The sequence below is a fragment of the Pleurocapsa sp. PCC 7319 genome, from assembly GCF_000332195.1.
In the GTDB taxonomy this organism is placed as follows: Bacteria; Cyanobacteriota; Cyanobacteriia; order Cyanobacteriales; family Xenococcaceae; genus Waterburya.
Genome location: NZ_KB235922.1, coordinates 316,155 through 328,704, shown reverse-complemented (window position 1 = coordinate 328,704; position 12,550 = coordinate 316,155). Strand labels below are relative to the sequence as shown.

At 39.4% G+C, this 12,550-nt stretch carries 11 protein-coding genes; 8 read left to right on the top strand and 3 right to left on the bottom strand.

The window, feature by feature from the left end:
- Positions 1 to 630 precede the first annotated feature (630 nt).
- Both psaJ and PLEUR7319_RS0105645 read right to left on the bottom strand, forming a co-directional pair.
- A complete protein-coding gene (psaJ, locus tag PLEUR7319_RS39180; protein WP_026102330.1) occupies positions 631 to 750 on the bottom strand; it encodes a photosystem I reaction center subunit IX in 120 nt (39 codons plus the stop codon).
- A 33-nt stretch (positions 751 to 783) separates the two neighbouring features.
- Positions 784 to 1,281 carry a photosystem I reaction center subunit III gene (locus tag PLEUR7319_RS0105645; RefSeq protein WP_019504230.1) on the bottom strand — a complete coding sequence of 166 codons (498 nt, stop codon included), beginning with the start codon at positions 1,279 to 1,281 and terminating at the stop codon, positions 784 to 786.
- 96 nt (positions 1,282 to 1,377) lie between these two features.
- Here PLEUR7319_RS0105645 and tsaD point away from each other — a divergent pair, with 96 nt between their 5' ends.
- The 8 genes from tsaD to PLEUR7319_RS37845 all read left to right on the top strand — a co-directional run bounded on the left by tsaD (position 1,378) and on the right by PLEUR7319_RS37845 (position 9,993).
- Positions 1,378 to 2,421 (top strand): tRNA (adenosine(37)-N6)-threonylcarbamoyltransferase complex transferase subunit TsaD, encoded by a 1,044-nt coding sequence (tsaD, locus tag PLEUR7319_RS0105640; protein ID WP_019504229.1) that lies wholly within the window; start codon positions 1,378 to 1,380, stop codon positions 2,419 to 2,421.
- 284 nt (positions 2,422 to 2,705) lie between these two features.
- Positions 2,706 to 3,347: a Vat family streptogramin A O-acetyltransferase gene (locus tag PLEUR7319_RS0105635; RefSeq protein WP_026102329.1), complete on the top strand. Its 642-nt coding sequence runs from the start codon at positions 2,706 to 2,708 to the stop codon at positions 3,345 to 3,347.
- Between the two features lie 11 nt (positions 3,348 to 3,358).
- Positions 3,359 to 4,546: an efflux RND transporter periplasmic adaptor subunit gene (locus PLEUR7319_RS0105630; RefSeq protein ID WP_019504227.1), complete on the top strand. Its 1,188-nt coding sequence runs from the start codon at positions 3,359 to 3,361 to the stop codon at positions 4,544 to 4,546.
- A gap of 30 nt (positions 4,547 to 4,576) precedes the next feature.
- On the top strand, positions 4,577 to 5,809 hold the full coding sequence (devC, locus tag PLEUR7319_RS0105625) for an ABC transporter permease DevC (protein WP_202804219.1): 1,233 nt from the start codon (positions 4,577 to 4,579) through the stop codon (positions 5,807 to 5,809).
- A gap of 156 nt (positions 5,810 to 5,965) precedes the next feature.
- Entirely contained in the window at positions 5,966 to 6,538 is a 573-nt protein-coding gene (locus tag PLEUR7319_RS0105620) for a Uma2 family endonuclease (RefSeq protein ID WP_019504225.1), read from the top strand.
- Between the two features lie 331 nt (positions 6,539 to 6,869).
- Positions 6,870 to 7,535: a COP23 domain-containing protein gene (locus PLEUR7319_RS34400; RefSeq protein WP_063822262.1), complete on the top strand. Its 666-nt coding sequence runs from the start codon at positions 6,870 to 6,872 to the stop codon at positions 7,533 to 7,535.
- A 43-nt stretch (positions 7,536 to 7,578) separates the two neighbouring features.
- Entirely contained in the window at positions 7,579 to 8,412 is an 834-nt protein-coding gene (locus PLEUR7319_RS0105610; RefSeq protein ID WP_202804218.1) for a serine protease, read from the top strand.
- A 6-nt stretch (positions 8,413 to 8,418) separates the two neighbouring features.
- Positions 8,419 to 9,993: a tetratricopeptide repeat-containing serine protease family protein gene (locus PLEUR7319_RS37845; protein WP_019504222.1), complete on the top strand. Its 1,575-nt coding sequence runs from the start codon at positions 8,419 to 8,421 to the stop codon at positions 9,991 to 9,993.
- Positions 9,994 to 10,131: 138 nt separating this feature from the next.
- Here the strand turns inward: PLEUR7319_RS37845 and PLEUR7319_RS37840 are convergent, their stop codons facing one another.
- Entirely contained in the window at positions 10,132 to 12,129 is a 1,998-nt protein-coding gene (locus tag PLEUR7319_RS37840; RefSeq protein WP_019504221.1) for a serine/threonine-protein kinase, read from the bottom strand.
- Between the last annotated feature and the right edge of the window lie 421 nt (positions 12,130 to 12,550).

Genomic DNA, 12,550 nt, shown 5'->3' with positions numbered 1-12,550 from the left:
AGATTGAAAATATTCTTAACAAAAAAAGAGTTTGGTTACTTCAAGCAATTGTTGACCAAGCTCTTTTTTTTAGTTCAATTTAATTCGATGTGTTCAAGTTATACTACTTTGCGCCATAATAGGTAGAACTGTTGCCACAATTAGAAAAGTAATAATTCCTAAGACTAAATTGCGATAAATTCTCTTTTCAGGCTTGCATCTTCTATATTTCATTTTGTTATATATTTTGTAAATATAGTTTTTTTCTTTTATAACAAATAGAATATTTTGTGTGATGTTTATAAGATCTATTGAGAAAAAGTTTAGTAAAGCGGCAGAGCCGCAGCTATAAGCTGTAAGCTGTAAGCTGTAAGCCAATTAGAAGAGGCTTTAACCTCTCCTAATTGTAGACCACCAAACTTCGTTTGCTGGGGGCATTAAACCCGATAGCTATAAGCTGTTAGCCGTTTACAAAGCGTAAACTTTAGAGCTTAAAGCTTAAGGCTTAGAGCTTAAAGCTTTTTAAGGTAATAAAAAACTGCGACTAACAACTAGATTAATCGCAGATGTAATTGGTAAATTTTCAGCATCTTCACTGAAAGTAGATAGATTAAGTTAAGTATAGAAACCTCAGTTCAATTTGATTTTATTTCAACTCAGGGGGTGGAACAACAAATCTGGATAAAAACGATTAAATTCGATCAAAATCCCTGCTGTAACAAACAACAGAGCCATAATCAATACTGGTGCAGTGGAAAGAAATTTTCCCATAATATTCTCCTGTTTAACAGTAAAAAATGTAATCTAGCGGGGAGAAACGGTAATTTCCGATTCTTTAGCAAACATTTTGCCACTAGTAAATTCACCAAAGGCTAGTAAAGGCCAAGTAGCAGCAGCTAGCATTTTGCTTACAGCTAAAGGAACGTTAATCACAACTTCTTGCATTTCTGCGTTTTTCTCGTCTCTAATTGCAATTAGATAGGAGCGACCAGCCCAACCGATCCATCCAGCAATGTATAAGAACAGCACGCTGGGAATAAAGAAATCACCCATATGTGACCAGCGACCATCTACGATTAAATGAGGATATCCTTCAGGACCACAAAGAGCTTGAGCATAACGCTCCGCTCTAATTTGACCAGAATTGGGATCGTCAGTAGTGTTGCGGAAATTTTTAGCTTTTTCTACGTAGGCAGGGTTTTCGCCACAAGGAGTTAATCCTGCAACACCATCAGCAGTTGCCGTGGGTGCAAAACCAAACCAAAGCGTAAATACTAGTATTAAAGCAAACAACCTTCTCATGAATATGTTTCCTTTTGTGACAGATAATAATTGTGTTTGAACATCAAGCGTCTAGATATTTGTTAGACGCTAACTAATAGATAAACTTATCAAAGGATGGCAACAATTTTAGCGATCGAAACAAGTTGTGACGAAACTGCGGTGGCAATCGTTAAGAATCGTCAAGTTTTAAGTAGTATTGTTTCTTCTCAGATTGAACTTCATCGAATTTATGGTGGCGTTGTACCGGAATTAGCCTCGAGGCAACACTTAGAAATTATCAATCCCTGTATCGCCCAGGCAATATCTGAGGCGCAAATCGATTGGCAACAGATTGATGCGATCGCAGCTACCTGTACTCCTGGTTTGGTGGGAGCTTTACTGGTAGGGGTGGCAGCAGCCAAAACTCTAGCGATGATTCACAATAAGCCATTTTTGGGAGTGCATCATTTAGAAGGGCATATTTATGCCTCTTATCTGGCTCAACCTGAATTACAACCACCTTTTTTGTGTCTTTTGGTTTCTGGCGGTCATACCAGCAGTATTTATGTTAAAGACTATGGAGAATATAAACTGTTGGGGGCAACTAGAGATGATGCAGCAGGGGAAGCATTTGATAAGGTAGCCCGATTATTAAATCTAGGATATCCAGGGGGTCCTATAATTGATCGCCTGGCGGAACAAGGCAACCCTAGAGCCTATCAATTACCAGAAGGTAGAATTTCATTACCTGAGGGGGGTTATCATCCCTACGACTTCAGCTTTAGCGGAATGAAAACGGCAGTATTAAGATTAGTCGAGAAACTAGAATCCCAAGGAGAAATCCCTGTTGCCGATATTGCAGCGAGTTTTCAAGATACCGTAGCCAGAGTTTTGACTCGACGTAGCATAAAGTGCGCCCTAGATCATAATTTGAACACAATTGCCATTGGTGGTGGCGTAGCAGCCAACAGTGGTTTAAGAAAATATCTGCAACAAGCAGCCGAAAAACATGACTTACAGGTATGTTTTCCACCGATGAAGTTTTGTACTGATAATGCTGCCATGATTGGTTGTGCCGCAGCAGAACATTTTAATTTGGGACATACTTCATCTTTGAATTTGAATGTGCAGTCACGAATGGCAATTGAAAAGGTAATGCAATTATATCAATACGCTTAATGTGGATTAACAATGCTTAGTTCTGAACTATTGATTAGGTAATTTATTCTTTAAGACTATATTTTTCTCTGGGGGAACTTTCCCCCAGACCCCCAGTTGGGGAAATGACGGCTTCCCCAAGCCCCTTCGTAACTAAAGTTCAGTTAAGATATCTACTTTGCTAGCTAATTTTACTTAAAATAACGAATTTGATTGACATTAATTTGATTGACATTAGACGTTCAATAGAATTGTTACCCCAGATTTCAGTTTATTGTGGTCAAGTTTTATAGTTGGAGGTTGTTTTGTACGGCGCAAATCCAAATGATAAACATCCAATGTCAGGATTTCCCCAAATTTGTTTTATCAAAAACACTGTCAATAACCCCAAGATAATTATTGGTGACTATACATATTATGATGACCCAGAAGATTCAGAAAATTTTGAACGCAATGTTCTCTATCATTATCCATTTAGCAAAGACAAATTAATCATTGGTAAGTTTTGCGCTTTGGCTAGAGGCATAAAATTTATTATGAATGGGGCAAATCATCAAATATCTGGATTTTCTACCTATCCTTTTTATATCTTTGGTAAAGGTTGGGAAAAGGCAACACCACAGGAAAATGAGTTACCTTTTAAGGGTGACACTATTGTAGGTAACGATGTCTGGCTTGGTTACGAATCGATTATTATGCCAGGAGTCACTATAGGCGATGGGGCGATCGTTGCTGCTAAATCAGTTGTAGTTAATGATGTACCTCCATACACCATTGTTGGCGGTAATCCTGCCAATATTATTAAGCAAAGATTTACCGATGAGATTATCAAAATATTACTAGAAGTTGCTTGGTGGAATTGGGATATTAAAAAAATATCAGCCAATCTGGAAAAGATTGTTGCTGCCGATATTAATGCTCTTTTATTAGCGAACAGCAAGGATTAATTAGCTTTCTTATGTTCCTTTTTAATTTCAATCGCTGGCTAAATTTTGTTAGTAAGTGTGGTGTTATCCTTAGTTTTCTGGTTCTAACTACTGCTTGTAATGCTAATTCTCAGACTCAATTACAGGATGTCGATGCAGAAGCTCAAACTCAAGTTCAGCGACCTAAACAAGTAGTCGCCTTAGGTAAATTAATTCCGAGAGGGGAAGTAATTAAACTCTCGGTGACTAACGCTGAAGATAGTCGAGTTAATCAAATCCTAGTTGAAGAGGGCGATCGCGTGGAGAAAAATCAAGTAATTGCTATTCTTCAGGGTTTTGAAAATCGTGAAAGAGATTTAGAAGAAGCAGAAAAAAATGTTGAACTAGCTAAAGCTAAATTAGAACAAACTCGGGCAGGGGAGACCAAACAGGCAGAATTAGCTGCACAGAAAGCCAATATTTCTCGTCTAGAATCACAATTGCGGAACGAAACTCAAGAAAAACAAGCGGCGATCGCTTCAGCAACAGCACAACTCAGACAGGCTCAGATAACCTTTGAGCGTAACCAAACTTTAAGGGATCAGGGAGCAGTGAGCCAGCAAACTCTAGATCAAGTTAGAGAGCAGTTAGAGACGGCTCAAGCAAATTTAAATGAAAGAAAAGCACAATTAAATAATACTGAGCAAACCTTAAAGGAAGAAATAAATCAAGAAAGAGAAAATTTAGCCAAATTAGAAGAAATTAGACCAGTCGATGTCAGAGTGGCAGAGATAGAGTTAGAAAGAGCCATTATTGCCGTCAAACAGCGTAGGGCAGATCTGGAAGATACTAAGGTCAAAGTACCTATTGCTGGTCAAATATTACGAATCAATACTCGGGTTGGGGAACAGGTCAACACCCAGCGGGGAATTGTCGAATTAGGTCGAACCCATGAAATGTATGCGATCGCCGAAGTATATGAAACTGATATTAGTAAAGTACGTATTGGACAACCAGCCACCATAAGTAGTGAGTATGGTGGATTTGCAGGAAACCTCAAGGGAACTGTAGAACACTTGGGTTTACAGGTGGGAGCCAAACAATTATCGGAAGCTTCTGAAGATCCTACTCAAGACGAAAATTCTCGAATTGTCGAAGTAAAAATTCGCATCAATCCTGAAGATAGCAAAAAAGTTACTAATCTTACCAATATGAGAGTAAGAGTTGAAATTGATAATTGATTACTGATTACTGATTACTGATTACTGGCAGTGAAACCAATATATCTACTGTTTCTGAAAATCAACTCTTACCTCCGCCGAACTCCTCTGGCTTGGTTACAGCTATCCCATCAAAAAATCCGTTTGACGGTGGCAATTTTGGGGGTAGCATTTTCGATTATTCTAATTTTTACTCAGTTGGGCATTAGGGCAATGTTATTCGACGGAGTAACTTTATTACCTCAAAATCTCAACGGCGATCTTTATCTTCTTTCTTCTTATTCAGAAAATATTAGAAATAGTTCTTTTCCCAGTATTTATCTTTATCAAGCAGATGCTATTGAAGGGGTTGCTGATGCTCGCCCTCTTTATGTAGAGACGGGCAAATGGGTCGATCCCAAATTGCTAAAGTCTTCAGATGAAATAAGTGATAGTGCTGCTCAACCACCGCAGTCTTCACGGATACAAATGCTGGCATTTAATCCGACCAAACCAGTATTCAAAATTCCTGAAATTAATCAGCACCTTGATTTATTAGCTGTACCTGGGGGAATTTTGTACGATCGCCTAGCGAAAGAGAAATTAGGTAATATTCCACAAGTCTTTGCCAGCGAAGGTCATGCGTCTAGCATTATGAGTAATCGCAAAGTTACTGTAGTGGGATTATTTAGTCTTGGCAGTACCTTTTACGATGAGGGAAGGGCAGTAATGAGCGACTGGAATTTTGGACAGATGCAGGGATTAGAAAGATTGGAAGATGTTAACTTAGGAGTGCTTTCTCTTCAGCCAGGAGCTAATCCCCAAGCTGTAATTCAACGAATTCAAAAAAATCTTAGTAAAGATATTAAAGTTTTAACCCCAGCAGAATTGTCCCAAGGAGAACAGGATTATGTTGCTCAATGGCCTGAGGGTAAAGTACTTAATTTTGGTGCGGCGATCGGCTTTATTGTCGGAATTGTTGTTGTGTATCAGGTGATTTATACCGATGTTAGTGAACACCTGCCTGAATATGCCACCCTCAAAGCAATGGGGTACAAAGATCGTGACTTGTCCTTAGTAGTGCTGCAAGAGTCTCTAATTTTAGCAATGATGGGTTTTATTCCTGGATATTTGGCTTCTCACGGTATTTACTATCTTTTAGCCGAATTTGTGGAACTTCCTGTCAGCATGGAGTTGGGTATTACCTTACAGGTTTTTACTCTAAATGTAGTCATGTGTATGATCTCTGGGGCGATCGCTATGAAAAAGCTTCGTACTGCCGATCCTGCTGATATTTTTTATTAAAGAAGCTATTAGCCATTAGCCATTAGCCATTAGCCGTTAGCCATTAGCCATTAGCCATTAGCCATTAGCCATTAGCCATTAGCCATTAGCCGTTAGCCATTAGCTATTAGTCATTGAAGCCTGTTTATAATTAATTCATGAATGACAATCACGATCATGCAAGTTTCAACTAAAACCTATTACACTCCTGAAGAATATTTTGAACTAGAAACTCAGGCTGAATACAAAAGCGAATATTTTGCTGGACAAATTATACCTATGGCAGGTGGCAAACCCAATCATAACAAAATCGCCTTAAATTTGAGTAGCGCACTTAATTTTGCTTTAAGAGGTACTTCTTTTGATATTTTTATGAGCGACTTACGCTTATGGATACCTAATTGTCGTTTATATACCTATCCAGATGTGATGGTAGTTAATACACCTTTGGTATTTGCTGAAAATCGTCAGGATACCATTGTTAATCCTTTAATGATTACAGAGGTTTTATCTGACTCCACTGAAAAATATGACCGTGGTGATAAGTTCAGAATGTATCGTACTATTCCTAGTTTTAGGGAATATCTTGTGATTAGTCAGACGGCAATGCAAGTAGAGAAATTTGCCAAAAATGACTCTAATCAATGGGTATTGTCAGAATATGCTGGGAGTGAAGCCAAGATTGTCTTTGATTCGTTTGAGTTTGAAATAAGTTTAGATGAACTTTATAATCGCATTGAGTTCGAGTAAAAAGTGATTTGATCGGTTTGGCGATCGCACAATACCAAGACAAAGTAGAAAAATATAACTTAATCAAAATATTACCTTCTCTTTAGAACTGAAAAAGGAACTCCTTGTCCTAAAAGTTAAAAAATTGTTGTTAAACAGATACATTAATACGATTTACCAATAGAATTTGTCTTATGATTAAAATCATGCAATTTCAGTGGTTATTTGAAATAAATAGCATTGCATATTTAATATCGGTAAATTCATATCAATTTTAAACACTTTAAATAAGTATTTTTGTAAGTGGAATGATTTGGATTTCAAACACCTATTTGAGATGATATATTTGGCTATGAAACATAAGATCAATTCGGTTTCCCTGACTATTGCAAGCTGCTTGGCTGCGATCGCTCTACCTAGCCTAGCTCAGTTACCTAATCAAACTCAGATACCAGCAAATCAGACTCCTGTTGTTCAGTCTGGTTTTCGTTGCGATACCAGCGGAGATAACCCTACAACTATATATCAAAATAGTCAAGGAACTCCCGAACCCTGGATTCAATGGGTAAGCGATCATTTTTCTGGTTCTGGATGGAGTCCTAATGCACGTTGCCAAGAGGTTAGCTCTCGTTTAGAAACTTATCGCAAAAATAAGAAACTAAAATATGTGACTTTGGGTACGGTTAACAATCAATCCGTTATTTGTGTCGCCAGTCAAGATCAAGGTCCTTGCGAAGGAATTATTTATACTCTCAAACCAGGACAAGATGGACTAAAAGCATTAAATAATCTCTTTGCTTGGCGCAAAGGAGATGAAGGCTTGCAGTCGAATTATGAATCAGTCACCGCAATTCCTTATATTGATGTGGGTTCCAGACTAGAGGAAACGACAACCCAATCTACAACTCAACCCAATGCCGAGCAACCTTCCCGTCCTCAGCCTACGACACCACAGCCTACGGCACCACAACCTTCCGGTTCCCAACCAAATATTCCTGAGACCCACAGAGAATTATAAGCAAGTATTCTGACCAAACAGATTGAAAATTGAGCGAAAACAATTGAAACAGAAGATTTTACAAAATGCAGTCTGGTCTTTGCTTAAAAACTATCGTTGGGGATTAAAGGTATTACTGATAGCTTTATTACTTGGGATCAGTTTAGGGTCAACCCAATCTGGTCAAACCGAAGCCGTACCTAGTTATGTTCTACCTGACGAGACTTATAGTCAAGATATATACGATCTGGCCCAGTCTACCACTGTCAGAATTGTCCAAGATAATGCTGCTGGCACTGGGGTCATTATTAATCAACAAGGGCAGACCTATACTATTTTGACTAATTGGCACGTAGTTGCCACTAGTAATAGCATTCAGGTACTAGCTGCAGATGGTCAGATATATCCATTGCTACAACCGCCACAACAAGTAGGTAATTTGGATTTGGCGATTGTTCAATTTCAAAGTCCTAATAATTATCAGGTAGCTACTTTGGCTACTAGCAATCCAGAAGTAGGAGAAAAAATCTATGCAGCAGGATTTCCTCTGTATAAACAGGACGGTTCAACCGATACGATCGCTTTAGGAGTTGAGGCATTTCGCTTAACTCAAGGTGAAGTATCTTTGATTCCCCCTAAATCTTTACCCGAAGGTTATCACTTGGGCTATACCAACGATACTGAAATAGGGATGAGTGGAGGACCGATTTTTAACGCCAAAGGTTTTGTAATTGGGGTTCATGGTCGAGGGAAATATCGTGATCCTGATTTTGGCGTATACACTTTTGAAGATGGGAGCGAACCTAGTCCTGAAATGTTGGAAACCATGATTAATTCTAGTTGGGGAATTCCTATTACCAGCTATTTGCAACTGACCTCTCAAGCAGCACAAAATTAGTTTGAAATGAATCGTTTATTTTTTAATTCTGGTCTAATAACAAGTGTTATTGCAGGGACAACTGTAGCTGCAACTTTGGTATTAACTCCAGCAAAGGTCATAGCCAAAAGCGCCACGGAAATTGCGGCGATCGCCATCGAAACTACAGTTAAAATTGATAATACTTTGGGCATTCCCGGTGGTTCGGGGGTCCTGATTGCTAATCAGGGTAATAGCTATACTGTGCTTACTGCCAATCACGTTGTTGTCAATCCTAATGTAGGCTACATCATCAAAATTGGAACAGAGCAATATTCTGTTAGTACTGTAAAAAGCCTTAAGGAAGAGACAGGATTGGATTTGGCAGTTGTCACCTTTGAAGCGAATGATGCCTATCCCTTAGTAACTTTTGGTGATTCACAATATGCTACTGCGGGAGCAAATGTCTATGTTTCTGGCTTTCCTCTAGCGATAGACGTTGAAGCTAACCGCGAACACGAATTTACCACTGGCATGGTTACTAGTATTCGCGAAAGTGCTCCTGAAGGTTATGCGATGCGTTATCAAGCTTTAACTCGCCGAGGGATGAGCGGGGGACCGGTATTTGATACCAGTGGTCATTTAATTGGTATTCATGGACAAGGAGATGTGATTGGCAGTGTCAAAAATGAGTCTTCTAGTATTCCAGAACCTCTGAAAACAGGCTTCAATGCAGCTATTCCCATCGATACCTTTCTCACATCTTTAGCTATTGCCGGTTTAAATAAGGCAGACTTAATTGTGGATGGTGGTAAGCCCGAACCAGAACCAGCAGAAGAAGGAGGAGAAGTCAGCGTTGAAGCAACCAAAAAAGTTGAAGCAACGAAAAAATACGTCGAAGGAATTGAGTTGCTTCAAAGTGGAGATACTTCCAGGGCAAATGATTACCTGATTGAGGCATCAAAAGCAAATCCGAACAATGCCTTAGCAGTATATTATCAAGGCTTGATTGACTATACCCAAAGAGATATTAATTCAGCGATCGCTAATTACGACCGTGCCCTGGAAGTTAATCCTAATTTTGCTTTAGCTTATTTTAGTCGTGGCTTGGCTAACTATAGACTAGGAAATAAACAAGAGGCACTTAGCGATTATAATGATGCCTTGCGGATTAATCCTGTCGATCCTTGGTCTTATCTTAATCGTGGTATTGTGCGTGAAGATTTAGATGATATTGCTGGTGCTTTATCCGATTATGATCGGGCAATTAAAATCGATCCTGATTACGGCAAGTCCTATCATAATCGCGGTGCCATTCGCTACTATCAAAAAGACTTTGAAGGGGCAGTAACAGATTTTAAAAAGGCCGCGGAACTGTTTTTTCAACAGGGAGATAACGAAAGCTACAACGTGGCTAATGATAGTTTGAATAAAGTCCAGAAAGTCTTGAGAAATCAAGCCAATCAGCAACCTGCAAATCAATTTCAATCCCCTACCCCAGAACCTACTTCTAATACTCCCTCTGCACCACTACCGAATGCTCCGATAGAGAACAGTAGCCCGACTAATAACACTCCCATCAATAGCCCCACCCCGACCAATAACAACCTCAGAGATTTGTAAACTGCTCACAGCGTTTGCGCTGAGAGTATTCCCAGCCATTGTTATATAGCAATACGGATTTACATTAGGACACTCATTACTCATTACTCATTACTTACGAGCAATCAAACAAACTTGTCCTAATACAACTTTGTACGACTATAAATCCCTCAGGGGTGCATTGTTGCTGGGAGCCGAGTAAGTATCACTACCTAGATCTCTTAATTGCTCTGGAGGAGTTGAGGTTACGGGAGGTTTGGGTTCTGGTTTGGGGACAATAACTTTAGGTGCTGGACTTACGGGAGTAACCACTTTAGGTGGGGGCGCTGGCGCGATCGCTTTAACTGGTTCAGACTGCTCGGCTGGAGAAGTCGCTGCAATTCCTTCTTCTGCCTGACTAATAATTGCTTTGGCTTGTTTTTGCCAATACATTGCTGGGGAATCTTTGACCTTAGTTGCTTGTTGCTTGGCATATTGCCAATTTTCTTCACTCAGTGCTTTTTCAGCAGTGTGGATAATTGCCTCATTTTTTTCGGACTCAGCTTTCCAACTATCTTGAGCATCAATGACTTGTGGTCTGACAGCACTGTCTTGAGGAATTTGTTGAACGATCTCGATCGCCTCAGCAAGTTTTCCTTCTTGTTCGTAAAGTTTGGTAGCCTGTTTTAGTAACTGTTGTGACCAAGACTCTATTTGTTGTTGAATTTCGGCATTGACAGAAGTGTTTTGCGGTAGGGTTTTGGCGATCGCTAATGCGGCACTGTAGTTAAGATTATTTGCCTCTTCCTTTGCTTGGCCTAAACCACACTGAGCTTCAAATTCCTGTTGTTGCTCTTTAGGCATACTCTTAGCTTCAGTTAGCGACTCTTGAGCATTCAGATTAACCACTTCTTCATAGCAGCCTTGATAATCTTGCTTTTCAACCATGGAGGTCAAACGCTCTACTTGTTCTTCGATACTAGCCTGAGTAGTTTGCTCGGTTCGCTGATTAAGAAAATACATTCCCCCAGAAGCGATCGCGCCTACTGCTAAAGCTATTCCTAGAGTGGTCAGAGTTTTACCAGTTTTTTGAGTCTTGGACATGGAATTAGATTCGTTTTCAGGTAGATTGGATTTAGCAGATTCTGAGGAAGGAGAATTGTCGGTAGAGAGTTTCGATAGTTCAGGTGGTTTTGCTGAAAAACTAGTTGCGTTTTCAGGAGAAGTTATAACCACGCGATCGCCAATTACAGCTGAAGGTTCTACAGAGGTGGCTGGATGATTTTCACCCATATTCGCCAATTGAGAAGTACTCAGATGCATTGTTGGGGTATATTGAACTGCCTCGGTTGGGGAAACTTCAATCTCTAAACCATTTAAACCAGCTAAAGCTGCGAGAATTTCTTGAGTCGATTGATACCGTTCTTTAAAATGATATCGCGTCATTTTTGAGACAATTTCAGCCAGTTGTCGACTGCATTGAGCCTGATACTGCCAAACTATCTCTCCATGATCGTTTTCCTCAAGCTTGATGGGATGCATACCAGTCAAAGCTTGAATTGCAATGACTCCTAAGGCATAGATGTCGCTAGTGATGCGTGGTATGCCTCTTGCTTGCTCTGTAGGCATATAGCCTCTTGTTCCCACCGCCACAGTCGCAGGAACTAATTGGGTTTGCTCATCAATGACCTCTTTGACCGTTCCAAAATCCACCAGTACCAACTTATTATCTGATTGACGACGAATCAGATTATCGGGTTTAACATCCCGATGGATAACTCCTTTAGTATGAATAAAATTAAGAATACCTAAACAATCTTTAAGTAGTTCAATAACTTTCGCTTCTGACCAAGGTTCGCCTGAAAGTTCTTTAGTTAAAGTATGACCTTCAATGTATTGCTGTACTAAATAAAATTTCTCATCTTCCTCAAAATACGCCAGAAGCCGAGGTATTTGGTTGTGAATACCCAAAGAGTTAAGAGTTTCTGCCTCTTTTTTAAATAAGCGTCTAGCTACCTTAATAAAATTAGGATCGTCGACGCTGGGGTAAAGTTGTTTGACAACGCAGCGATCTTTCCCTGGTAATTGAGTATCTTCTGCTAGATAGGTTTTGCCAAATCCACCTTTAGCAATATATTCAAGTACCAGATAACGCGAGCCTAAGATTTTTCCCTGCATGAGCTTGCCAAATTATTTAATTGGTATGTAATTATAAGAATACAAAAATTTTCTAATCTCAAAAAAGAATGTTCTTTTATCTCAATATTTCCGTAATTTTTGAAAATTAAACCAATTTTTCTAGCTGTTCTCTGACTTTGCCGAATAGCTCTTTCGCTCTAAGTACTCGAATAAATACCCGAACTTTTCTCCTTGTATCTTAAAAGAGATAGTAGGGAGTGTGGTAGGCGATCGCAGATATATGCAGTAAATGCTAGATTTTGCTGCCGTTAAGCAGATTAAACCGCAGATCGAAACCATGTCTTTGAGCCAGGTAAACGAGACGATGGATCAGGTTTTGACGGGTAAGGCACGTTATCGCATTGTTTTGGTCTCAAAAAATTAATAGCTTTTGAATTGCCATGATTTTCAAATTGATTTT

Bases quoted from the DNA above. Each gene is read 5' to 3' on its own strand.
- psaJ (WP_026102330.1), bottom strand. From the start codon at position 750: ATGGGAAAATTTCTTTCCACTGCACCAGTATTGATTATGGCTCTGTTG.
- PLEUR7319_RS0105645 (WP_019504230.1), bottom strand. From the start codon at position 1,281: ATGAGAAGGTTGTTTGCTTTAATACTAGTATTTACGCTTTGGTTTGGT.
- tsaD (WP_019504229.1), top strand. From the start codon at position 1,378: ATGGCAACAATTTTAGCGATCGAAACAAGTTGTGACGAAACTGCGGTG.
- PLEUR7319_RS0105630 (WP_019504227.1), top strand. From the start codon at position 3,359: ATGTTCCTTTTTAATTTCAATCGCTGGCTAAATTTTGTTAGTAAGTGT.
- PLEUR7319_RS0105620 (WP_019504225.1), top strand. From the start codon at position 5,966: ATGCAAGTTTCAACTAAAACCTATTACACTCCTGAAGAATATTTTGAA.
- PLEUR7319_RS34400 (WP_063822262.1), top strand. From the start codon at position 6,870: ATGAAACATAAGATCAATTCGGTTTCCCTGACTATTGCAAGCTGCTTG.
- PLEUR7319_RS37845 (WP_019504222.1), top strand. From the start codon at position 8,419: ATGAATCGTTTATTTTTTAATTCTGGTCTAATAACAAGTGTTATTGCA.
- PLEUR7319_RS37840 (WP_019504221.1), bottom strand. From the start codon at position 12,129: ATGCAGGGAAAAATCTTAGGCTCGCGTTATCTGGTACTTGAATATATT.